This window comes from Arthrobacter sp. NQ4 (assembly GCF_029077345.1).
Taxonomy (GTDB): Bacteria; Actinomycetota; Actinomycetes; order Actinomycetales; family Micrococcaceae; genus Arthrobacter.
Window position 1 is genome coordinate 150,595 of the sequence record NZ_JARETC010000005.1, and the last position, 21,823, is coordinate 172,417.

At 68.7% G+C, this 21,823-nt stretch carries 22 protein-coding genes; 12 read left to right on the forward strand and 10 right to left on the reverse strand.

Features of this window, described 5'->3' with window-relative positions; all coding sequences use genetic code 11:
- Nucleotides 1-12 precede the first annotated feature (12 nt).
- On the reverse strand, nucleotides 13-705 hold the full coding sequence (locus PUN51_RS11070) for an SRPBCC family protein (RefSeq protein ID WP_275180957.1): 693 nt from the start codon (nucleotides 703-705) through the stop codon (nucleotides 13-15).
- Entirely contained in the window at nucleotides 702-1,337 is a 636-nt protein-coding gene (locus PUN51_RS11075; protein WP_275180958.1) for a winged helix-turn-helix domain-containing protein, read from the reverse strand. Before PUN51_RS11075 ends, PUN51_RS11070 begins: the two co-directional genes overlap by 4 nt.
- A gap of 120 nt (nucleotides 1,338-1,457) precedes the next feature.
- Between PUN51_RS11075 and PUN51_RS11080 the strand changes: the two genes are divergently transcribed.
- On the forward strand, nucleotides 1,458-2,450 hold the full coding sequence (locus tag PUN51_RS11080; protein WP_275181026.1) for an RluA family pseudouridine synthase: 993 nt from the start codon (nucleotides 1,458-1,460) through the stop codon (nucleotides 2,448-2,450).
- On the opposite strand, the gene PUN51_RS11085 is transcribed toward PUN51_RS11080, so the two are convergent.
- Complete coding sequence (locus PUN51_RS11085; RefSeq protein ID WP_275180959.1) at nucleotides 2,422-2,952, reverse strand: O-acetyl-ADP-ribose deacetylase; 531 nt, start codon at nucleotides 2,950-2,952, stop codon at nucleotides 2,422-2,424. The two genes, PUN51_RS11080 and PUN51_RS11085, sit on opposite strands and share 29 nt — an antisense overlap.
- 34 nt (nucleotides 2,953-2,986) lie before the next feature.
- Between PUN51_RS11085 and PUN51_RS11090 the strand changes: the two genes are divergently transcribed.
- A complete protein-coding gene (locus PUN51_RS11090; RefSeq protein WP_224024801.1) occupies nucleotides 2,987-3,610 on the forward strand; it encodes a DedA family protein in 624 nt (207 codons plus the stop codon).
- On the opposite strand, the gene PUN51_RS11095 is transcribed toward PUN51_RS11090, so the two are convergent.
- From PUN51_RS11095 to PUN51_RS11105, 3 genes are all read right to left on the reverse strand, one after another.
- Nucleotides 3,607-3,912, reverse strand: coding sequence for a hypothetical protein (locus tag PUN51_RS11095; RefSeq protein ID WP_043449019.1), 306 nt, complete (start codon nucleotides 3,910-3,912; stop codon nucleotides 3,607-3,609). The genes PUN51_RS11090 and PUN51_RS11095 overlap by 4 nt on opposite strands.
- A gap of 92 nt (nucleotides 3,913-4,004) precedes the next feature.
- A complete protein-coding gene (ppc, locus tag PUN51_RS11100) occupies nucleotides 4,005-6,812 on the reverse strand; it encodes a phosphoenolpyruvate carboxylase (protein ID WP_275180960.1) in 2,808 nt (935 codons plus the stop codon).
- Nucleotides 6,813-6,925: 113 nt separating this feature from the next.
- Nucleotides 6,926-7,465: a hypothetical protein gene (locus PUN51_RS11105; protein ID WP_275180961.1), complete on the reverse strand. Its 540-nt coding sequence runs from the start codon at nucleotides 7,463-7,465 to the stop codon at nucleotides 6,926-6,928.
- A gap of 92 nt (nucleotides 7,466-7,557) precedes the next feature.
- Here PUN51_RS11105 and PUN51_RS11110 point away from each other — a divergent pair, with 92 nt between their 5' ends.
- Complete coding sequence (locus PUN51_RS11110; RefSeq protein WP_275180962.1) at nucleotides 7,558-8,412, forward strand: DUF1684 domain-containing protein; 855 nt, start codon at nucleotides 7,558-7,560, stop codon at nucleotides 8,410-8,412.
- 12 nt (nucleotides 8,413-8,424) lie between these two features.
- Here PUN51_RS11110 and PUN51_RS11115 read toward each other — a convergent pair whose 3' ends face one another.
- Both PUN51_RS11115 and PUN51_RS11120 read right to left on the reverse strand, forming a co-directional pair.
- Complete coding sequence (locus PUN51_RS11115; RefSeq protein ID WP_275180963.1) at nucleotides 8,425-9,630, reverse strand: acyl-CoA dehydrogenase family protein; 1,206 nt, start codon at nucleotides 9,628-9,630, stop codon at nucleotides 8,425-8,427.
- Complete coding sequence (locus PUN51_RS11120; RefSeq protein WP_275180964.1) at nucleotides 9,627-10,421, reverse strand: 3-hydroxyacyl-CoA dehydrogenase; 795 nt, start codon at nucleotides 10,419-10,421, stop codon at nucleotides 9,627-9,629. The genes PUN51_RS11115 and PUN51_RS11120 overlap by 4 nt, the downstream gene beginning before the upstream one ends.
- Before the next feature lie 141 nt (nucleotides 10,422-10,562).
- Here PUN51_RS11120 and PUN51_RS11125 point away from each other — a divergent pair, with 141 nt between their 5' ends.
- Nucleotides 10,563-11,852 (forward strand): glycoside hydrolase family 76 protein, encoded by a 1,290-nt coding sequence (locus tag PUN51_RS11125; RefSeq protein WP_275180965.1) that lies wholly within the window; start codon nucleotides 10,563-10,565, stop codon nucleotides 11,850-11,852.
- Here the strand turns inward: PUN51_RS11125 and PUN51_RS11130 are convergent.
- Nucleotides 11,849-13,516, reverse strand: a complete 1,668-nt coding sequence (locus tag PUN51_RS11130; RefSeq protein WP_224024788.1) for a glycoside hydrolase family 32 protein — start codon at nucleotides 13,514-13,516, stop codon at nucleotides 11,849-11,851. The two genes, PUN51_RS11125 and PUN51_RS11130, sit on opposite strands and share 4 nt — an antisense overlap.
- A gap of 132 nt (nucleotides 13,517-13,648) precedes the next feature.
- Entirely contained in the window at nucleotides 13,649-14,251 is a 603-nt protein-coding gene (locus PUN51_RS11135; RefSeq protein ID WP_224024786.1) for a YdeI/OmpD-associated family protein, read from the reverse strand.
- Nucleotides 14,252-14,356: 105 nt separating this feature from the next.
- On the opposite strand from PUN51_RS11135, the gene PUN51_RS11140 reads away from it, so the two are divergent.
- The 8 genes from PUN51_RS11140 to PUN51_RS11175 all read left to right on the forward strand — a co-directional run bounded on the left by PUN51_RS11140 (nucleotide 14,357) and on the right by PUN51_RS11175 (nucleotide 21,822).
- On the forward strand, nucleotides 14,357-15,109 hold the full coding sequence (locus tag PUN51_RS11140; RefSeq protein ID WP_275181027.1) for a VOC family protein: 753 nt from the start codon (nucleotides 14,357-14,359) through the stop codon (nucleotides 15,107-15,109).
- Between the two features lie 9 nt (nucleotides 15,110-15,118).
- Nucleotides 15,119-15,658 (forward strand): NUDIX hydrolase family protein, encoded by a 540-nt coding sequence (locus PUN51_RS11145; RefSeq protein WP_141158190.1) that lies wholly within the window; start codon nucleotides 15,119-15,121, stop codon nucleotides 15,656-15,658.
- 88 nt (nucleotides 15,659-15,746) lie between these two features.
- Entirely contained in the window at nucleotides 15,747-16,778 is a 1,032-nt protein-coding gene (locus PUN51_RS11150; protein WP_159633396.1) for a DUF6707 family protein, read from the forward strand.
- A gap of 116 nt (nucleotides 16,779-16,894) precedes the next feature.
- A complete protein-coding gene (locus PUN51_RS11155) occupies nucleotides 16,895-17,623 on the forward strand; it encodes an SRPBCC family protein (RefSeq protein ID WP_275180966.1) in 729 nt (242 codons plus the stop codon).
- Between the two features lie 39 nt (nucleotides 17,624-17,662).
- Nucleotides 17,663-18,946 carry a tRNA guanosine(34) transglycosylase Tgt gene (tgt, locus tag PUN51_RS11160; RefSeq protein WP_275180967.1) on the forward strand — a complete coding sequence of 428 codons (1,284 nt, stop codon included), beginning with the start codon at nucleotides 17,663-17,665 and terminating at the stop codon, nucleotides 18,944-18,946.
- A 35-nt stretch (nucleotides 18,947-18,981) separates the two neighbouring features.
- On the forward strand, nucleotides 18,982-19,731 hold the full coding sequence (locus PUN51_RS11165) for a dienelactone hydrolase family protein (RefSeq protein ID WP_275180968.1): 750 nt from the start codon (nucleotides 18,982-18,984) through the stop codon (nucleotides 19,729-19,731).
- Nucleotides 19,732-19,887: 156 nt separating this feature from the next.
- The gene (locus PUN51_RS11170; protein ID WP_275180969.1) at nucleotides 19,888-20,826 is read left to right on the forward strand and encodes a hypothetical protein; all 939 of its coding nucleotides are present in this window, start codon (nucleotides 19,888-19,890) and stop codon (nucleotides 20,824-20,826) included.
- 138 nt (nucleotides 20,827-20,964) lie between these two features.
- Complete coding sequence (locus PUN51_RS11175; protein ID WP_275180970.1) at nucleotides 20,965-21,822, forward strand: hydroxymethylpyrimidine/phosphomethylpyrimidine kinase; 858 nt, start codon at nucleotides 20,965-20,967, stop codon at nucleotides 21,820-21,822.
- Nucleotide 21,823 lies beyond the last annotated feature (1 nt).

Consider the following 21,823-nt stretch of genomic DNA (forward strand, 5'->3'; position numbering starts at 1 on the left):
GGGAACCGGGAGCTACCCGTACACGCGCTCCAGGAAGCCGCCCCAGGCCTTGGCGGTGGCCTCCGTGCCGCCGGCGCCGCTGAAATCGTGCACCGTCATGCCCACCGGGGCACCCCATGCGTTGCGGCCGAAGAACCGGTACAGCGCATTCTGGGTGCGGATGCCCAGGAAGTGCTCGTTCGCGAAGTCCACCTCGCCCGTAAGCCGCCCCACGCCGTCGAGCTCCACATCAACCGTGGCGCCTTGCTCCGCGGAACCGGCGCCCAGCGCGTCACGGAGGCGGGTGAAGCCGTCCGGTGTTTGGGATGCCACCGGGGCCTGGATGTCGGTGAACACCACGGGGCGGCCGTCGAAGTACTGCAGGTACTGGCCCAGCGTGTGCAGGTAGAACTCGGTATGGAGGCTGGCGCCGTCGTACTGCTGGTCCCAGTTGTCCGCGAAGATGCCGCTGTGGACGTAGTGGAGCCGGGCGCGGCCGCCGTCCAGGGGCTCCAGCACGTGCTCCAGCTGGTTGAACCAGCCGCCCGGCCCCTCCATCCGCGACACCAGGTGGTGGGGGTATTCCTCAACGGTTTTGACTGCCGGCCATTGGTCCGTGGGGAACATCCAGGCCGGCGTTCCGTTGGTGACGGCTTCCCACACCCGCTCGGGGGTGCCGGGCAGTTCGGTGTCCTGGACGATCTCGAAGTCCCGTTTGTTGCTCATTTGTCCTGCTCCTTGCCTGCTGTTTCGTTGGTTGCCGTGACGGCATTGGTCTCTTTCAGGGCCGGGTGCAGCGCCACCACGAGCCGGTGCCGCCGCCCGCGGGATGATGCGCCGGCGTCGTGGTACTTGTCCACCAGCCGCGTGACCTCGACGCCGAGTTCCTCCGCGAACGCGGCCCTGTCAGCCGCCGTGCGGAAGGTGATCTCGCCGTCGATCGCGAACGTGGCCAGCTTCTGCCGGGCCGCGGCGGCGCCGGCGATGAGCTTTCCCACCTCCTGCACCATCCGGCCGGCGAGCGCCAGCAGCCAGAACGCCGAAAAGCGGTCCGCGAACCGGACTGGGTCCGGGGACACGGCGGCGAGCGCTGACGGCGAGATGAGGTAGGAAGCGGCGGTTGCCTGCAGGACCCGTTCGGTGACGTTGCCCTTGCGGCGCTCCTCCACGAGTTCCACCAGTCCGTGCCGCTCCAGCGCCTTGAGGTGGTAGTTCACTTTCTGCCGTGGCAGGCCGATCCGCACTGCCAGCTGCGTGGCCGAGGCCGGCTGGACCAGCTCCCGCAGGATCCGGGTACGGATGGGATCCAGGGATGCTTCGGCGGCTGCCGGGTCCTCGATGACTGCAATGTCCTGCATGCCTCCAGTGTGCCCGCCGACAACTTTTGTTGTCAAGAACTTTTTTATGGTCGGAGGAGGGCGCGGGCGGCGGGCTGCGGGCCAGACCGGCTAAACCAGCGCCGGTAGAATGGACCGGTGATGCAATCCCCCCTCCCCGTCCGCGACGGCGTCAATGCCACGCGCCTGCGCCTTCCGGAAGAGGGCCCGTGGGAGACCGCGATGGACTACATGATGCACCGCTGGGGCCACATCGACCCGCAGGGCATCGAGGACAGGTTCGACGCCGGGGAGATCGTGGGCGAGGGCGGCATCCCCCTGGACCGGGCCACGCCGCTGCAGGAGCACACCTTCATCTGGTATTACCGCACCCTGCCGCCGGAAACGCGGCTGCCGGTGGAACTGAGCATCCTGCACCAGGACCACCACCTGCTGGTGGTCGACAAGCCGCACTTCCTGCCCACCACGCCGGGCGGCACATACATCCAGGAATCCGCCCTGGTGCGCCTGCGGAACCAGCTGGACCTGCCGGACCTGATCCCCATGCACCGGCTGGACCGCATGACGGCCGGCGTGCTGCTCTTCTCCACCAACCCGCAGACCCGGGGCAAGTACCAGGTGCTCTTCGAGAAGCGGCAGGTGCAGAAGGAGTACGAGTGTGTGTCCGCCGCCGAGCCCGCGCCGGGGCACCCCGCCGTCGACTTTCCCGTGGTGGTCCGCAACCGGATGACCAAGTCCCGCAGTTACCTGCTGGCGGAGGTCGTGGACGGCGAACCGAACGCGGAGACCAGGATTGAGCGGCTGGAAACGTTCGACGGCGGCGCACCGGCAAGTACCGGCGGCACCGGCGTCACCGGTACAGGCGCCATCGGTACAGCTCAGCGCCTGGCCAGGTACCGGCTGGAGCCCCACACCGGCAAGACCCACCAGCTGCGGGTCCATATGGCCTCGCTGGGGCTGGGGATCGTGAACGATGCCTTCTATCCCGACCTGCTGGACAAGGCCCCGGACGACTACGCCAGGCCGCTCCAGCTGCTGGCACGGGGCATCCGGTTCGTTGACCCGATCTCGGGAAAGCCCGTGGAATACCGCAGCAGCCTGGAGCTCAGCGAAGCGGTCCGAGCACGTCCCTGAACGCCGCCTCCATCTCCGCGGTGTGCAGCACGAACTCCACCAGCTCCAGCCCGCTGGCCGGATGGGCGGTCCGGAACCCCGTCACCGCCTCAAGCGCTGCCTGCGCCACGTGCGCGGCACTCCACCCGTAGGCTCCGCCGCCCACCGCGGGAAAGGCCACGTCCTGCGCCCCCAGGGTGTCGGCCAGCCGCAGGCTTTCGCTGAAGCAGGACCCCAGGAGGACGCGGTTGGTCTGTCCTGCGTGCCGGTTGGGCCCCACTGTGTGGATCACCCAGCGGGCCGGCAGCCGGAAGGCAGGTGTTGCCACGGCGGCTCCGGTCTGGAGGCCGTGCGGAAGTCCGGTGGCACGCAGCTCCCTGCATGCAGCGAGCAGTTCCGGCCCGGCCGCCCGGTGCAGCGCCCCGTCCACTCCCCCGCCGCCCAGCAACGAGGAGTTCGCAGCATTCACCACCACATCCACGCGCCGTTGCGTAATGTCGCCCCGCAGAACCGAGATCCGCATGCCGCCAGTTTCCCAAGTGCGGTACCTTGTGGCAATGGACTTCGGCAGCGTTGACAGCTGGGGGACGGCCCTCTACTTCTGGGTTATCCCCGTGGTGATCGGCGATGCCATTTTTCCGCCCATCCCCTCCGAAATGCTGGTGATCACCGGGGGCGCCCTGTCCGCGGACGGCCGGGCCAACGTGTTCCTGGTGCTGGTGCTCGCTGCCGTGGCGTCCTGGCTGGGCGACATGGTGGTCTTCCATCTCTTCCGGCGGCGGCTGAGCCATGTGCTGGACCGATGGAAGTGGGGCCGGCGGGTCCACAGCGGCATCCACGCGGCGCTGGCCAAGGCCGGCCGTTCCTCCACCTACGGCACTATCATCGGCGCCAGGTTCATTCCCGGCGGACGGCTCGCCACCTCGGCGGCATCCGGCGTGGCCAACGTGTCCGTCCGCGGCTTCAGCCTGTGCGCGGCCCTGGGCGCCGTGCTGTGGGCATGCTGGCTGGTGGGCCTGGGCTACTTCACCGGGTCAACCACCAGGCTGCCGTTCTGGGCGAGCTCCCTGATTGGCGTGGCCGTCGGCCTGGTGATCGGCGCCGTCGTGGGCATCCTCGTCACCCGCCGCCGCGGCGACCGGTCCCCGGTGGAGGAGGAGCCCCTCCCGGACGCAGGCTAGACGGGCAGCCACTTGCCGCGGCTGCGCCGCAGCACGCTGAGCGGGCCCGTCAGCGCAACGCGTTCGACGGCGTCGCGCATCATGGCTGCCGATTCCACCGCCTGGCGGTTCTCACCGCTGTACTCGCTCGCCTCCACGAGGAAGCGCAGGTTCAGCTGCGGCACGCCGCCGGCGATCTGCAGCTGGTGCGCCTCCACGTGGTGGCGGGTGCCCAGCGCCTCCACGGCCGCGTCCATAACGGACTCGGGCGGATTCCCCGGCCGGAGCCCGGTGATCTTAAGGCGGGTCTGGAAGGAAGGCATGCCTCCAACCCTATCCAACCCCCGGATGCGCCATCACGTGTGGCCCCCAACAGCGCCTGTTAGGGACCACACGTGATGGAGCAACTGGAGAATCAGCCGGTGTTGCGGAGGCCGGCCGCCACGCCATTGACGGTGATCAGCATGGCCCGCTGGAGGCGTTCATCGATCTCGGCCCCGCTGATCCCGCCCTCAGTGCGGATGCGGCGCAGGAGTTCCACCTGGAGGTAGCTGATGGGGTCCAGGTACTGGTCGCGGATTTCCAGGGAGCGTTTCAGGGTGGGTTGGGCATCCAGGAGGATGTTCTCGCCGGTGAGCTTGCGCACCTCGGCGACCGTGAGTTCGTACTCTTCCCGGATGGTGCGGAACAGGTGGTGAAGTTCCTCCGGAACCAGGGTGGACACGTAGTAGCCGGCGATATCCATGTCCGTCTTTGCAAGCGTCATCTCAACGTTGGACAGCACGGACTTGAAGAAGTTCCAGTGGTCGATCATCTCCACCAGCTGGGCCGAGTGCCCGGCTTCGCGGGCGGCCTTGAGCCCGGAGCCCACACCGAACCAGCCGGGCACGATCTGCCGGGACTGGGTCCAGCCGAATACCCAGGGGATGGCGCGCAGGCCGCCCAGGCCGGCGCCGGAGTCCGGACGCTTGGACGGGCGGGAACCGATATTCAGGGAGCCCAGCTGCTCCACCGGGGTGGAGGCCATGAAGTAGGCGGGCAGGTCCGGGTGGTCGATCAGCTTCCGGTACCGGTCAAAGGCGGCGTCGGAGATGGCTTCCATGACGTGGCCGTACCGCTCTCGCTGGTCCTCGGAGGTCCGCGGGTTCCGGTGCAGGGCAGACCCCTGCAGCACAGCGGCCAGGGACAGCTCCAGGTTTTCGCGGGCCAGCTCCGGCAGGGAGTACTTGTCCGAGATGACTTCGCCCTGCTCGGTGAACTTGATTTCGCCTTCCAGGACACCGTTGGGCTGGGCCAGGATGGCGTCGTAGGTGGGCCCGCCGCCACGGCCCACGGAACCGCCACGGCCGTGGAACAGGCGGACGCGCACGCCGTGCTTGGCGGCGACGTCCCGCAGCTTGCGCTGGGTCTTGTGGATTTCCCACTGGCTGGTCATCACGCCGGATTCCTTGTTGGAGTCCGAGTAGCCCAGCATCACTTCCTGGACGTCCCCGCGCAGGCGCACCAGCTCACGGTAGGACGGGTCGGAGAGCAGCTGGTCGACGATCTCGGCCGAGGCCCGCAGTTCCTCCACCGTTTCCAGCAGCGGCGCAAAACCGAGCTTTGCGTACGGCTTGTCGCCGAAGAGGTTCACCAAGCCGGCTTCGCGGGCCAGGACGGCCGCGGCCAGGACGTCGTCGGCGCCGCGGGTCATGGAGATGATGTAGGTCTCGATGACGTCCGGGCCGTACATGCGCAGGGCGCGGCGGATCTCGCGGAAGACGTCGTAGGTGCCGTCGGCGGCGCCGTCGAGCTTGATCGGGTGGCCGGACAGCGGGCGGCGGGACGCCAGCTCGGAGCCGAGCACCTCGAAGCGTTCCTCACGGCTCAGCTCGGCGTAGCGCAGGCCGGGGCCGCCGATCCGGTCCATCAGCTGGCCAACGGCGTCGTGGTGGTGGTCTGCGTGTTCGCGGATGTCCAGGGTGGCCAGGTGCAGGCCGAAGGAGGCGATGGCACGGCGGACGCGGGCCAGGGAGCCGTCCGCCGCCAGGGCCGCGGAGTGGTTGCGGAGCGAGAGCTCCAGCAGGTTCAGGTCCGCCAGGAGCTCCTCGGTTCCGCTGTAGTCGCGGCCGTGCTCGTGGTTGGAGTTGGCGGCCACCCGCTTGCCCGTGTTGATGAGCTTGGCCTTGATGCAGGTGAGCTTCAGCCGGTACGGCTCCTGGGCGTTCAGTTCCAGGACCCGCTTGTCCAGGCCGGGCAGCTTCTTCAGGTCCTCGTCGATGGACTCCAGGAGCGGCTGGTCCGCGCCTGCCAGGGCCGTGGAGTTGGACAGGATGGAGATCAGTTCATCGATCATGCCGATGCTGATCCGGATGGCGCTTTGGTTCTGGATCTGCAGGATTTCGCGGGTCACGGCCGCGGTGACGTTCGGGTTGCCGTCGCGGTCACCGCCGATCCAGGAGCCAAACCGGATGGGGGCGTCCTTGGAAGCAAGGGTGACGCCGTGCTCGCCCAGCAGTTCGGAGAGCTCGGACAGCATTTCCGGCATCGCGTCCGTGAGGATTCCGCCCAGGTAGTAGATGGCGTTCCGGGCCTCATCCACGGGGGTGGGCCGGACCTGGCGCAGCTCGTCGGTCTGCCACATCTGGTCGATGATCTCTGCCAGCTGCCGGTCCTGCCGGCGGCGTGCCGTGGACCCTTCGGCCGTGGACTGGGACAGGACGTCGGAGAGCTTGCGGATCTTGTCCAGGACGGAGCGGCGGGACGCCTCGGTGGGGTGGGCGGTGAAGATGGGACGCACGTCCAGGCCGTTGACCACTTCCTGCAGCACGTCCGGTCCGGCCTGCGCGGCGATGTCCGCCACGGTCTTGGCCAGCCAGCCGTCCTTTTCGGCCCGGGTCCGCAGGCCGCGAACGCGGTGCACCTGTTCGGCGGCGTTGGCCAGGTGGAAGTAGAAGGCGAAGGCGCGCACCAGGTCGGTTGCCTGCTCAATGGGCAGGGAGCCGAGCAGTTCGCGGACCTGGGCAACGACGTCGTGCGCGCTCCAGGGCCCGGTGGCGTGGGCACCGCCGCGCGCTGCTTCTTTGGATTCCTTGGTCAGGAGCCGGACCTGCTCCACGAGGTCCAGGAGTTCCGGTCCGTGCTGGCGGACCAGCGATTCACCCAGGAGGGTGGAGACACGCCGGACGTCCGCGCGCAGTTCGGAGGCAAGATCGGTTTCGGGAGGTGTTGCAGTGTGAGCCATTGAAACAATCTTTCGAGGGATTTGGACTTGGCTCGTACACTGCGCTGGATACTGTGAGCCACGTTACTAGCTAAAGATGCTACCCCCGGACCCGTGGGTCAGTGGAATCCGTCTCAGAAGATGTCGCGGTACCCCACATGCCGTTTGACGGCGTCGAGCTCAGCCCGTAGGTTCTGCACCTCGTCCTGCCAGGCGGCCGCCTCCGCCGTGCGGCGCCGGGCCCTCCCGGCCTGGACCACGGCAGCCGTGAGCAGCAGCGGCACCAGGAGGGCCAGCGCCCAGCCGGCGGCCGCGAAGAAGTCCAGTGCCACCGGCAACGCGGCCCGGAAGTCGATGAAATCGTTGACGCCGCCGGCCATGCCTGCCATGGCTCCGTCGAGCGGCTGCAGGAACTGGCCCACGACGGGGGTCCCGGAGAGTTCGGGCGGGGCGAGTTTCGCCTGCGCGTCCCCGCCCCAGCGCCCGTCCGCGAGGTGGTTCAGGACGTAGATGCCGGCGCCCACGTTGGCTGCCATGAAGACGGCGACGGCGGCGGGCGCTGCGAGGTCCGGCCGCCGCCGGCGCCACGCCAGGACGCCCGCGGCGGCAAGGGCGGCCGCCAGCCAGGTGAGCGCGGCAAGCCACTCCCGATTCACTCCCGCAAGGATGTCCATGTCTCCATTCAACCCCGGATAAAGGAATCAGCGGTGGAATGAACATGCCTGGCCGGCGGTTGTAGCGTGGGCAGACGAAACCGGAAGGAACCATGACCACCACGCCAGCAGCCACCGCTCCAGCCGCCAGGGAGGAGCGCTGGCAGCGCTTCCGCGCCAACCGCAACAAGGCCCTGGCAACGCCGCACGGCTGGCTGACCCTCACGTCCTTTCAGTGGCTGGAAGACGCACCGGCCGCCGTCGACCGTGCCCCGGGCCTGTGGTCCACGGACGGCGCCGGTGCAACAAAAGGTACGACGGCGTTCCTCACCGCGGTACCGGCGGACGGGCTCACGCTGGTGGAGACAGGGGAAAGGGTGGACGGCACCGTGTCCGCCGTCCTGGCGGACGAGGAGTCGCTGATGTGGGTGCAGTTCGGCGGCCCGGACGGGGACCAGGTGGTGGTGGAGCTGGCCATGCGCGGCGGCAGGTACGCGATCCGGACCCGGGACGCGGCATCGCCGGTCTTGACGGAGTTCGACGGCGTGCCCACCTTTCCGTACAACCCTAACTGGGAGGTGACGGGCCGGTTTGAACCGTACCCGGCCCCGGTGGATGTGCCGATCGGGACCGCGAACCCGCTGGTTGACGGCGTGCACCGCAGCGTTGGCGAGGTGGTGTTCCGCCTCCCCGGCAGCAGCCACGAGTTCCGGCTGCAGGCGGAGGAGGAGAAACTCGGCGCCCTGACCGTCACGTTCCACGACGAAACCAACGGCGACACCACGGACGAGTGGCGGAAACTCTCCCTCCCCAGGCCCCGGCCGGACGGCTCCGTGGTGCTGGACTTCAACCGGGCCATCAACTACCCCAGCGCCTTCACCCCCTACGGCACCTGCCCCATGCCGGTGAAGAACAACAGCCTCGACATCCGGGTGGAGGCCGGCGAGAAAGAGCCCTACCCCGCGTAGCGCCCGGGAAGCTCAGGAAATGGCCGAAATCCCGGTGATGGCCCGGCCCACGATCAGGGTGTTCACCTCGAAAGAGCCCTCATAGGTGTAAATGGCCTCGGCGTCGGCGAAGATCTTGGCCATCCGGTAATCGGTGACAATCCCGTTTCCGCCCAGGATGGACCGGCCCAGCGCCACCGTCTCACGCATGCGGGCGCTGAGGTAGGACTTGGCGAGCGCCACCTGCGGCATGCCGGCGGCGCCCCCCTCCTGCAGCCTGGCGATCCCGGCCATCATGGACATGCTGGCCACAGTGTTGCCCAGCATGGTCACCAGCTGCTGCTGGATCAGCTGGAAATGGGCCAGCGGACGGCCGAACTGCTGCCGTTCCACGGCGTACTGCCGGGCGACGTCGAAGGCCGCCAGCTGCTGGCCCACCGCCTGCCAGGCCACCATGATCCGTGAGCTGCGGAGCAGTTCCTTGGTGTCCTCGAAGCTGCTGATCCCGCCGAACCGGTCCGCCTCGGCAATCCTGACGTCGCGGAACTCGATGTCGGCGTTCTGGACAGTGCGCAGGGCGATCTTGTTCTCGATCCTGCTCCGGCTGACCCCCGGCAGGGTGGCGTCCACGATGAAGCCCCGCACCGAGCCGTCCGCCTCGTCCCGCGCCCACACCAGCATGTAGTCGCAGAACGTCCCGTTGCCGATCCAGCGTTTGGCCCCGTTCAGCACCCAGGTGTCGCCGGCGTCGTCCGCTTCTCCCGTGGTGGAGGAGATCCGCCGGGCGCGGGTCTCCAGGCCGCCCGCCACGTCCGAGCCGTGCAGCGGTTCGGTGAGGGCGAACGCGCCGGTGGTGCGCAGTTCCGAGGCGTCGGCCAGCAGCCGCTGTTTCTGGTCGTCGGTGCCGAAGGTGTGCAGGGACTCGACGAAGAGGTCGTGGTGGACCAGGAAAAACGTGGCCAGGGAGGTGTCCACCCGGGTTATCTCCGCAATGACAAGCCCGGCGAAGAGATGGCTGTAGCCGCGGTGGACGGGCGTGCTCAGTTCCAGGGCCGCCAGCTTGGGCAGGATGTGCGCGGGAAACTCGGCCTTGTTCCACCAGTCCCCGGCGTAGGGTGCCACCTCGGCGGCCAGGAAGTCCCGCAGTTCGGCGAGCTTGGTCCGTTCGGCCGGGTCCAGTGTTGCTTCGACGGCGAAGAAGTCCGCCGCCGGCAGCTGCGATACGTCCGGCGCGCTCATTTCGGTCCCATCCGGATGGCGCCGTCCAGGCGGATGGTTTCACCGTTCAACATGGCGTTGTCCACGATGTGCGCCACCAGGTTGGCGTATTCCGCGGGCTTGCCCAGCCGGGACGGGTGCGGAACCTGCGCCCCCAGCGAGTCCTGCGCTTCCTGGGGCAGGCCGGCCATCATGGGAGTCTCGAAAATGCCCGGGGCGATAGTGACCACGCGGACCAGCGAGCGCGCCAGTTCGCGGGCAATCGGCAGCGTCATGGCGGCCACGGCGCCCTTGGAAGCGGAATATGCAGGCTGGCCAATCTGCCCGTCGAAGGCAGCCACTGAGGCGGTGTTGATGATGACGCCGCGTTCCGGGCCGCCCAGCGGGGTGGCGGCGGGCTCGGTGGCCACCATGGCCTCGGCCGCCAGGCGCAGGACGTTGAAAGTCCCGATCAGGTTGACCTGGATGACCTTGCTGAACGTTTCCAGCGGCAGCACGCCGTCCCGTCCCAGGACCTTGCCCGGGGTGGCGATCCCCGCGCAGTTCACCACGATCCGCAGCGGTCCCAGCCCTGCGGCGGTCCCGACGGCGGCCCCGACGTCCGTTTCGCTGGTCACGTCTGCGGGGGCAAAGACGGCGGACTGGCCGGCCGCGGCGCGGCCGTTGAGTTCGTCCGCCACTGCCTGGCCGACTGAGGACGGCAGGTCAACGAGCACGACGGATGCGCCGGCGTCGAACAATCTCTGCGCGGTGGCTGCGCCCAGCCCGGACGCCCCGCCTGTCACCAGTGCGACGCTGCCATTGATGTCCATACATCCTCCTTGATGCGTGTCCCCACGCCGCGGCACGGCCTTGGGCAACAGTTAATGCATGTTAACTGAAATCCGGCGCCGCCGCACGCACCCCCGGTTCCCTGCCCTCCCGGCTCCGGCGGCCCGGTTAGGGTGGACGGCATGACGTCCAGCAGCACCTCCCCCACCACCTGGCAGGACCGGGCGAACCACGCGGCCCGTTCCGTGACCGCCCTGTTCGGCCGGAAACTGCTGTTCCTGCCCGGAACCCACCTGGGGGCCGTGCTGTGGCAGGGCCGGCATGCGGCCGGTCAGCCCACCCCCTCAACGCCGGCGCAAGAGCCCGGCACCCAGCCAGGGCCGCGGTGGCGTGCCGCGCTCCGCCGGATGCGGCCGGCCGCGTCCCTGGCCCTCCCCTGGCATTACTGGTGGCAGGCGCATTACGTTGACTGCCTGGTGGACACCGGGCGGCGGGAACTTGGCGGCGGAGCCACCCCCGCGGCCCGGTTCAACGGCCCGGGCCGGCCCAGCGCAGGGCACCTGGCCTCGCGGCTGGTCACCGGGATCAGGCTCCGCAACGCCTTGACCTTCGTGAACAGCTATTACGACGACATGGCGTGGCTTGCCCTGGCAACCCTTCGGCTGGACAACCTGGCTGAGGAGACCCGGCGTCCGGGCCGCCGCCGTAACGCCGTGGTCCGCGCGTCGCTGGCGCTGCAGTTCGACGTCGCGTGCACCGACGACCTGGGCGGCGGGACGTTCTGGAGCAAGAAACGGGACTTCAAGAACACCCCCGCCACGGCGCCGGTGGCCCTGTTCTATGCCCGCACCGGCCAGCACGCCAAGGCCCAGGCGCTGCTGGACTGGCTGGACGCCACGCTCTTTGACGCGGACCAGGCCCTCTACCTTGACGGTGCACGCCTGAATCCCGCCGGAGAGGTGGTGCTGGAACGTGCGGTGTACACCTACAACCAGGGCCCGGTGCTGGGTGCGCTCCTCGAGCTCGGGGGCGAGGCGAACCTGGCGCGGGCCGCGATCCTGGTGGACGCGGTGCAGCGGCTGCTGACCGTCCCGGCGGACAGTTCCGGCCCCGGTACCGGCGCCGGTGGTTCAGTGCTGCGCTGTGAGGGAACGGGCGACGGCGGCCTCTTCACCGGGATCCTCTGCCGTTACCTGGCGCTCGCCGCAGCAGACCGCCGGCTTCCCGACGCCACCCGCGCCACGGCCGCGCGGCTGGTGACCGACACCGCTGAAGCGTTCTGGTCCGGCCGGCGCCCCGTGGGGCCGGGCGAAGCGGGAGCCGGGCGGGAAGGCAAGAGCATCTTTTCGCTGCACGCCGCCCAACCGGCGGCCGCTGCGTATCCGCCGGGCGCCGCCGTCGAACTTTCCACCCAGCTCCAGGCATGGATGACGCTGGAGGCCGCGGCGGCCGTCAGCGCGGCTGGCGCCTAGCGGATGCCGGCCAGCGGCGTGACGGTGCCGTGCCGGAGTGACACGGCACCGTCGGCCGCCAGCCGCACTTCCCTGGGGCCCGCCGGCGGAAACACCAGGGACGTCAGGGCCTGTCCGTCCACGAAGACCTCCACGGATGACCTGTCCACGTAGACGGTGAGTCGGACGGCGTCCCCGGTGGGCCGCGCGTCCACCGACCGCGCCTGCCGGTATTCGCCGCGGGCGTCCTCCCGGTCCGCCAGGCCGCTCCCGCCGGCCGCCGCATCGCCGCCGCGGTCCACGAAGGCCCGGCCGGCCGCGAAATCGTAGCCCACCGTGGCGTAGGTGGTGCCGCCGCTTTGCAGCAGCAGCCGCACCTCACCGGTCCCGTCCGCGGGCTTGGCCAGCTCGACGTCGGCCTTGAAGGCGCCGCTGTCCGGAACCGGCAGTGCCGTCCCGCCACCGATGCTGCCGCCGGGCAACTGGACCGGATCCCCTTCCAGCGACTGGAGCGCGGCGGTGGGCGCGGACACCAAGGCCGGCCGTCCGCCGTCGGACGCCAGCCTGATATCCCGCACCACGGAAGCGGACCCGTACCAGTCACCGGTGGGGAGCTGCCGGGCGTAGGCCCAGTTGTTCATCCAGCCGATGGCGTGGCGGGACGCCTTCCGCTGCGCATCGTCCAGCCGCGGGTCATCCCAGGTGACGGCCGCGTAGAAGTCCGGCCCGCCGTCCAGCCACTGGTGGCCGCCGTCCGGCGCGAAGGCCTTTCCGTCGAAGCTGCCGGTCCAGTAGGCCAGCCCGGTGGTGCGGCCCTCCCCGGACCCGTTGGCGCTAGCTGCCAGGACCCACGTCCGTTTGGCGGGGTCGCCGTCGACGTCCATCTGGAAGAAGTCCGGGCACTCGAGGATTCCCAGCCCCTCCTGGCCAAACCCCGAAACGTAGGTCCACTGCTTGAGGTCCCGGGAGGTGTAGAAGCCGATCTTGTGGCCCTCCGCGAGCAGCATGAGCCATTGGTTGGTGGCCTCGTCCCGGATGATCCTGGGGTCCCGCCAATGCTCGGCGCCGGGGTTCTCCATCACCGGGTTCTGCCCGTAGGCCTGGAAGCTGTAGCCCTTGTCGGTGGAGTAGAACAGGGACTGGCGCTGGACACCGTCGTGCTGCTGGGTGAGGACGGCGATCACGGCCCCCTTGCCGAATCCTGCTGTCCCCTCGGTGTCCACCACCGCGGACCCGGTTTCGATGTCGCCCAGGCCGTTGCGGAACTTGGGAATGGCCACCCCTTCGTTCTTCCAGTGCACCAGGTCCGTGCTGGTGGCGTGGAACCACTCGGTGCCGTTCCCTTCCGGGTAGTCGGCGTTGTAGAGGTAGTAATAGTGCCACCGGCCATCGAGGAAGAAGGGCCGCTGCGGATCGTTCATCCAGTGCTGGTCAGGGGTGAGGTGGTACGCGGGCCGGTAGCCGGGATCGTCCGCGGGGGCGGCTGCCGGCGGATCACCGGGCTGCCCGGTACCGCTCTGCCCGGTACCGGCCTGCGGGGTTCCGGCTTGCCCGCCGTCCCTCTGGATGTTGCCGCCCAGCACCAGCAACCCGGCCAGCACCAGCACCGTCACGGCCGCCAGGGCCCACAGGACGGGGCGGCGCCGAACGGCGGCGGGAACGGTTTCCGGAATTTTGGGGGGCATGGCGGTGTCAATCCCTCGCTGAACGCACAAGTGCCGTCCCCCGGGTTCGGGGAACGGCACCAGCGCAAGTGAACCGTCAATTTTACCGGCCAGCCCCGCGGGAGCAGAATCCCGGGCGTCACACAGCCGGCACTAGCCCTGCCCGGCGGGGCGCTTCTTCTGCGGATACGGCGTCTCACCGCGCGCCAGCATGTCCACGAAGCCAGCGATCCTGCGCTCCCGGGTGGCTGCCTGCTTGGCCGAATTCGTCCGGTACACCAGGGAGAACAGGTTGGTTTTCGTCAGGACATCGAACATTGCCTGCGCGGCGGGGTTGGCGGCGATGGCTGCTGCAAGGTCTGCGGGAACTTCGACGTCAGCCTGACCGCCGTAAGCGGCGTCCCAGCGGCCGTCGGCCTTGGCGGCCTCCACCGCCGCCCTGCCGGCGTCGGTCATCTTGCCCGTTTCCTCCAGCCGCGCGATGTGCCCCACGTTCCGCGCCGACCAGACGCTCCGGGGGCGCCGCGGCGTCATCCGCTGGAACACGCTTTCGCTGTCCCGGCGCCGGCCCTGCCCGTCGATCCAGCCAAAACACAGGGCCTCGTCCAGGGCCGCCGCGTAGTCAAGGCCCGTCACCGTCCCGCCCTTCTTGTGCAGCACCAGCCACACCCCCGGGCTGGTGCCGTGGTTCACTTCCAGCCAGGCACGCCAGGCAGCGGCATCGGGCAGCAGCAGTTCCTCAAGCTCAGTGGCCATGGGCTAATTCTGCCCGTGGAATCCCGTGCCACAAGCCCCGTGTGCAGAGCGGTTTCGCGTGGCATCATGGCCCTACAGATCCATCCGCCACCTGAGGACAACGCCATGCTCCGAGTCCGCCCCGTCCATTTCACCTCGCGCACCGAGTCCTGGAAGCAGCTCCTCACCACCCTGGGGATGGTGCAGACAGAGGACGACGGCGGGTGGCAGGTCTTTGATTCGGCGTCAGGCCGCGTGGCGCTCCACTCCGCGGAGGCGGATTCGGGCCAGGACGGCCGGACGGTGCTGGCGGTGGAAGTGGGAGACGTGGCCGAATTCGCCCGCCGCACCAACCTGTCGGCACAGGAGGAGTCCCCACAGGAAGGGGCGGCGGAAGGCGCCGGACCGGCCGAACTCGTCACTGCTGACCACGGTGACGCCTGCCGGATCAGCGCGCCTGACGGGTTCAGCTTCCTGGCGGACAAGGCCGCCCATTTCGCCCAGTGCGCCGACGCCGATCCCGCCCTGGCCGTTGCGGCGGTCTGGTACACCGCGGACCCGGAGGGGGCCGTCCGCACGCTGCTGCACATCGGCGCCCGCCCCCGGCCCGTGCCGGACAATGACGAGACGGCAGACTTCACTGCCAAAAACGGCGGCGTCCTGCTGGTTCGGCCGGCCACCGGACAGCCCAGGTCAGGCTTGGGTTTCGAATACGACGGCGGGCTGGAACCGTTGCAGGAGCGCCTCACCGCCGCGGGCCTCACCGCCAGCCTGACCGAGGAGGCGTTTGGAAGCACCCTCCACGTAGCCAACCCGGATGCCGGCGGCCCCAACGCGCCCGCCACGGTGTGGATCTCCCAGCGGCGCCCCATGGGGTAGAACTTAAGCATGAACGTGCGCACACCTGACCCGAATCCCGGCTGGCTCTCTGAAGAAGACCTCTTTGAGGCACGGGGGCGGCTGCCCATGGTGTACGTCGAGGCAGTACCGGTCCGGCTGGACCCGCTGGGCTACGTCAACGAAGTGGGCACGCTGCTGCAGGCGGACGCAGACGGGACCATGGTGCGTTCCCTGGTGTCCGGGCGCGTCATCTACCGCGAAACCATCCGCGCCGCCCTCCTGCGGCACATGGAAAAGGACCTCGGCCCCCTGGCGTTCCCGCAGCTGCCGTTGAGCCCCGTGCCGTTCACGGTGGCCGAATACTTCCCGGCACCGTCCCAGACCGGCTTCACGGACGAGCGGCAACACGCCGTGTCCCTGGCCTACGTGATCCCGGTGACGGGCGAGTGCGAGCCGCGCCAGGACGCCCTGGAGCTGACCTGGATGACCCCGGAGGAAGTCCTCAGCCCGGGCGTCCAGATGGAGTTTTCCGGCGGCCGCGGCGGCCTGATCCGGCAGGCCCTGGCGTTTGCAGGCGTGGGCTTCTGACCACCCCGCCGGGACGTGGGGGTCCCCGGTTTTGAGTGCCCGCCTTTGTAGACTGTAGGGCGGACCGCAAGAGAACTTAAGGACTCCCATGACCGAATCACCAGCCGCCAGGCACCACCGTGAACAGCAGGCTGGATCTCTGACCACCGGCAGCCACATCCTCCTCCCCGACGGCCGGCGCACTGCCGAAATCGACCAGGTGGAGCTCGAGCACGACGATTTTGGCTCCCCCGCACTGGTACTGGCCAGCCTCTCCGGCGGCGGAACCCTGCGGGTTGCCATCGGCACCATGGTCACAGTGGTGGACGGAGCGCACGACGACGTCACCCAGCTTCCGCTGCCCGCGGACCTTCCGGAGGCCGCACCACCGGCGGAAACCCTGACCCCGCGGAACGGTGCGCAGGAGCAGCCCGGCGCCGGGACCGGTCCCCTCAATGTGGCGCCCGCCGTCGTCGTCCCTCCCCTCCCGCCGGCGCCGCCCGCAGCGACCGGGCCCAGCGAGGAGGAACTGGCACTCATCCCGGCGCCGGCCGGCACCCCCGAATCAGTAGTGGAGGCCGCCGCGGAGGCGCACCCGGATGCGGAGGGCGTGCTGCTCCTGGCCGACAGGCTGTCCAAGGGCGTCAACTTCAAATCCGGAAGCTGCCTGAAGGACCTCAGCGACCTGGCGCACGAACTGTTCATCACGCTCAAGGACGCGGACGGCGCACTGTCCGTGGCAGACCTGATCACCGTGCTGCCCTATGACGGAAACCCGGGCCGGTGGACCTCGGTGGAGGCCTCCCTGGCGCTGGCCAGCTACATTTGCCGGCAGGACGGCCAGGACGAACGCGCCGAAGTGTACGAGAAACTGATCCGCACCCCGGAAAACCAGGAAACGGACCCGTTCAAGGCGCGCATGGCAGCCAAGGTGCGGCAGCGCTCGCTCAACGAGCCCAACCTGTACGACAAGGAAATCTTCCGCTCCATCGACAACTCCAACCATGACGCCGAGCGCGAATGGCGGCTGCTGCGGCTGGAATCCCTGCTGTTCCTGCGGGCGCACGGCGGCTCGGAAACCATCGGGACGTCCGAACTGGAACGGCGCATCAGCAACGAGCTGGAGGCCGTCCGCTCCTGACCCGCGGGGCGTCCGGCAGGCGCCTCCCGCGGGCCTTCCGGGCGTCTTCCCGGTGCCTTCCCGCAATGGGAAATTGCCCCTACCCGAGGCTATGTCCGGGGCGTACATTCGGGGCTATGACCAACAATCTCAGCGTAGTGATCAACGCCGACGCGCCGCAGGTCTGGACCATGCTGCGTGAACCGTCCAAGGTGGCCCAGTGGCATGGCTGGCAGGCCGAGGACCTGGAGTCCGAGATCAAGGAGATCTACTTCTCCAGTGACGTGCAGGAAGCACCGGACCACACCAGCCTCACCGTGCACGGCGGGGACACGTTTGAGCTCCACCCGGAGGCCGGTGGAACCCGGGTCAGTGTCACCCGCGCCGCCGTGGACCATGACTCCGAGTGGGCTGCCTGGGACGAGGACATCACGCAGGGCTGGCTCACCTTCCTGCAGCAGCTCCGCTTCGCCCTGGAACGACACCCGCACGGCAAGCGGCACACCCTGTTCCTGCACCTGACCGAGGGCAAAGCCTCCGCCATTGAGAAGCTGGGTCTCTCCGACCTCCCGGCGCCGGGCGAGCCATACCAATTGACACTCGGCACCGGCGAGGACATCAGCGGCAAGGTCTGGTACCGGACCAGCCACCAGGTGGGCCTCACGGTGCACAGCTACGCCGAACACGGCGAGGGGCTGCTGGTGGTGGCGGACCACCCGGCCATCAAGGATGTCCGCGCGGAGGGTGACGGCTCGCTGGTCATCGCTTCCACGTACGACCTCGGCGCCGGCGCCTTCGAGGCCATCCGGCAATCCTGGGATTCCTGGCGGTCCGAGAACTACCCGGCTTCCGAACCGGCCAGCTGAGTTTACTGGGGCCGCGCGGTTTGCTGGCACACTGGTACGGTGCCAGCCAACCCCGCCTTCGCCCTGCCTGAAACCCGATCCCAGTTCTCCTTCACGGTCGGCACCCGCCTGGCGGAGTCCTGCCCGCCGACGGCTCAGGTAGCGGAAAACGACGGGGAATTCCTGGGCCGCACCGGCACCATCACCACGCCGCACGGTGAGATCCAGACGCCGGCGTTCATCGCCGTCGGCACCAAGGCCACCGTCAAGGCCGTGCTGCCGGAATCCATGGCGGACCTGGGCGCCCAGGCGCTGCTGGCCAATGCCTACCACCTGTACTTGCAGCCGGGCCCGGACATCCTGGATGCGGCCGGCGGCCTGGGTGCCTTCATGAACTGGCCCGGCCCCACCTTCACCGACTCCGGCGGATTCCAGGTGATGAGCCTCGGCTCCGGGTTCAAGAAAGTCATCGACATGAAGTCCGTGGACGCCTCCGGACCGGATGATGCCGTGGCCCCCGGCAAGGAACGCCTGGCCCATATTGACGACGACGGCGTCTGGTTCAAGTCCCACCTGAACGGCGATCGCCACCGCTTCTCGCCCGAGATCTCCATGCAGGTCCAGCACCAGATCGGCGCGGACATCATGTTCGCGTTCGACGAGCTGACCACCCTGCAGAACTCCCGGCGGTACCAGGAGGAATCACTGGAACGCACCCGGCTGTGGGCGGAGCGGTGCATCGAGGAACACTTCCGCCTGACGGAGGAACGGGCGGCCAAGCCCTACCAGGCGCTGTTCGGCGTAATCCAGGGCGCCCAGTATGAAGACCTGCGCCGGAAAGCCTGCCGCGACCTCGGCGCGATGCCGTTCGACGGGTTCGGCATCGGCGGGGCGCTGGAGAAGGAAAACCTGGGCACCATCGTGCGCTGGTGCAACGAGGAGCTGCCGGAGGACAAGCCTCGGCACCTGCTGGGTATTTCCGAACCGGATGACATCTTCACGGCCATCGAGAACGGGGCGGACACCTTCGACTGCGTCTCCCCCACCCGGGTGGCCCGCAACTCCGCGTTCTATACCCCGTACGGCCGGTTCAATCTTTCCGGCGCCAAGTACAAGCGTGATTTTGGGCCGCTGCAGGAGGGCTGCGACTGCTACGCCTGCGCCAACTACTCGCGGGCCTACATCCACCACCTGTTCAAGGCCAAGGAAATGGTGTCCGCCACCCTCATCTCCATCCACAACGAGCGGTTCGTGGTGAAGATGGTGGACGACGCCCGGCTGGCCATCGAGTCCGGCATCTTCTTCGATTTCAAGGCCGAAACCCTGGGCCGGTACTACTCCTGAGCGTGGCTCCCGGGTGGCTCCGCTATCCTGACCAAATGCTCATCGAGATCCAGGCCGCAGCAGGCCCTGCCGAAGCCATTGTCGCCCGCCCGTCCACCGGCACCGGCCCGTTCCCGGGGGTCATCCTCTACATGGACGCGTTCGGCCTGCGCCCGCGCATCCAGGAGATGGCGCAGCGCATTGCCGACTGGGGCTACGTGGTGCTGGCGCCCAACGTGTTCTACCGGGAAGGAACAGTCGCCGAGTTGGCCCCGGCCGATGACATGTCCACCCAGGAGGGCCGGGAAGCTGCCGGCAAGGCTGCCTTCCCCCGGGTGGGCCGTCTGACTCCGGACAAGGCCCTGCCGGACATCGATGCCTGGGTTTCCGCGCTGGCGGCGCTCGACGGCGTGGCGCCGGGTCCCATTGGCACCACCGGCTACTGCATGGGTGCCCGGCTCGCGGTCCGCACCGCCACCTCGCACCCGGACCTGGTGGCAGCGTGTGGCGGCTTCCACGGCGGCGGGCTGGCAACGGAGGATCCGGACAGCCCGCACCTGGGGCTTGGCACGGCCCGGGCGCGCTTCGTCTTTGGCCACGCGGACCACGACCGGAGCATGGCCCCCGACGCCGTCGCGCGCCTGGGCGAAGCGCTCAAGGACGCCGGACTCGAGGCATCCAACGAGATCTACGAAGGGGCACCTCACGGCTACAGCATGGCGGACACCTCGGCGTTCCACCCGGAAGCCACGGAGCGGCACTTCCGGGAACTGCGCGCCCTGCTGGACAGGATGCTGAAGGGCTGACCCGGCCGGCCGCCGTCGAACCCGCCGGAAAGCTGCCGGCCCGCCGGAACGTCGCGGCGAACCGGACGGGTTCCGGCGAGTTGGGGACGCAGGACGTTGTCCACATGACGACGACGGCGCTTTCAGTGAGTGCCGCAGCGGCGGGATCCTGTCGGGATGACACCGCAGCAACCAACCCCTCTCCCGGCTCTGCCAAACACCGGCAACCTGTGGCGGACCGGGCAACTGCATGGGAACGGCCTCAATTCCCGGGCCATCAAGGCCTTGGTCCTCCACGGGAAGCTGGTCCGCCTCCGCCACGGTTGCTACATCCGCGCCGAGCTGTGGGAAAAACAGTCACGTCCCGTCCGCAGCATGCAGCTGATTCACGCCCATGCACTCGGGACGCTGACCACTTCGGCCGGTGGCTACGTGTACAGCCACACCTCCGCGGCCCGGCTGCACGGGTTGTATCTCTGGGATGTGGATGACCTGGTCCACCTTTTGATGCCGGGAAACCCTTCCAGTGAGCGGCTCGGCAAGGATGTCCGCGGCCATACTCGGCCCTGGACTGCGTTGGAGGTGGTGACCCTCGGAGGCCTCAAGGTGACCTCGCTGGAGCGGACGGCAGTGGATTGTGCCATGATGCTGGGCTATCGGCAGTCGCTGGTGCTGATGGACCACGCCCTCCGGCTCGGCGCGGACAGGGCCCTGATGGAAAGCATGGCTGACGGCCTGCAGGGACGGCGCGGGATCCGGACCCTCCGGCTGGCGCTCGCCCACGCAGATCCGCGCTCGGAGTCCGCCGGAGAGACACTCACGCGCGAACTCCTTATGCGGCTGAAACTTCCCCTGCCGGAGCCCCAAGTCTCGGTGGATACGCGTGCCGGCCGGTACCGGCTGGATTTCGCCTGGAAGGAAAAAAAGGTTGCCCTCGAATTCGACGGGAAGACGAAGTACTTCGACTACAAACCGACGGATGAGGTGCTGTTCCAGGAACGACAGCGGGAGAATGCCCTCACCGAGAACGGCTGGACGTTTGTGCGCGTGAAGTGGGCCGACCTCTTCCGCGAACACGAGTTCAAAGCCCGCATCCTCGCGGCGCTCCAGAGGTAGTCACCCCGCCGGAGCTCGAGATCGCCGGAAAGCTGCCGGAACGCCGGAACGTTGCGGCGATCCGGCACCTTTCCGGCGATCCCGGGACTCGGGGCACCGGTTTGGCGGGCGTCCGACGGCGGGTGGCAGGATGGGTGCATGACTTCCGCTACCCCTGACGCAACGCTGCCCGCCGCACGTCCCGCCGTCGTCCTCACCATCGCCGGGTCCGAAGCCACCGGTGGCGCCGGCGCGCAGGCCGACCTGAAATCCTTCCAGGAACTGGGCGTCTTCGGCATCGCCAACCTGACCTGCATCGTGTCCTTCGACCCCAAGGACAGCTGGAACCACCGCTTCGTGCCGGTGGACCAGCAGGTGATTGCCGACCAGCTGGAGGCGACGACGGCGGCCTACGGTCCGGCGTCGGGCGCCCCTTCGGCTTTGGACACGGTGAAGATCGGCATGCTGGGCAGCCCGGCGACCATCAACACGGTGGCCGGCGCCCTGCAGGAGAACAGCTTTGCCAACGTTGTCCTGGACCCGGTGCTGATATGCAAGGGCCAGGAACCGGGGCACGCGCTGGACACGGACCAGGCCCTGAAAGCCCAGATCCTGCCGCTGGCCACCTTCGTCACGCCCAACCATTTCGAGGCGGAATCACTGTCCGGCCTGGAGATCACGGATGTGGAGTCGCTGAAGGCCGCTGCCGTGCGCATCCACGAACTCAGCGGCGCAGCAGTCCTGGCCAAGGGCGGGGTCCGGCTGGAAGGCCCGGACGCCGTCGACGTTTTCTACGACGGCCAGACCCTCGAAGTCCTCAGCGCCCCGAAGGTGGGCGAGGTGGCAGTATCCGGCGCCGGCTGCTCGCTGGCCGCCGCCGTAACGGCGGAACTGGCCAAGGGCGCCAGCCCGCTGGAGGCCGCCCGTACCGCCAAGGACTTCGTGACCGCCGGCATTCGCAACCGCGTTGCCTCCGGCGCCCCGTTCGACGCCCTGTGGCAGGGCGGCGGCCGCTGAC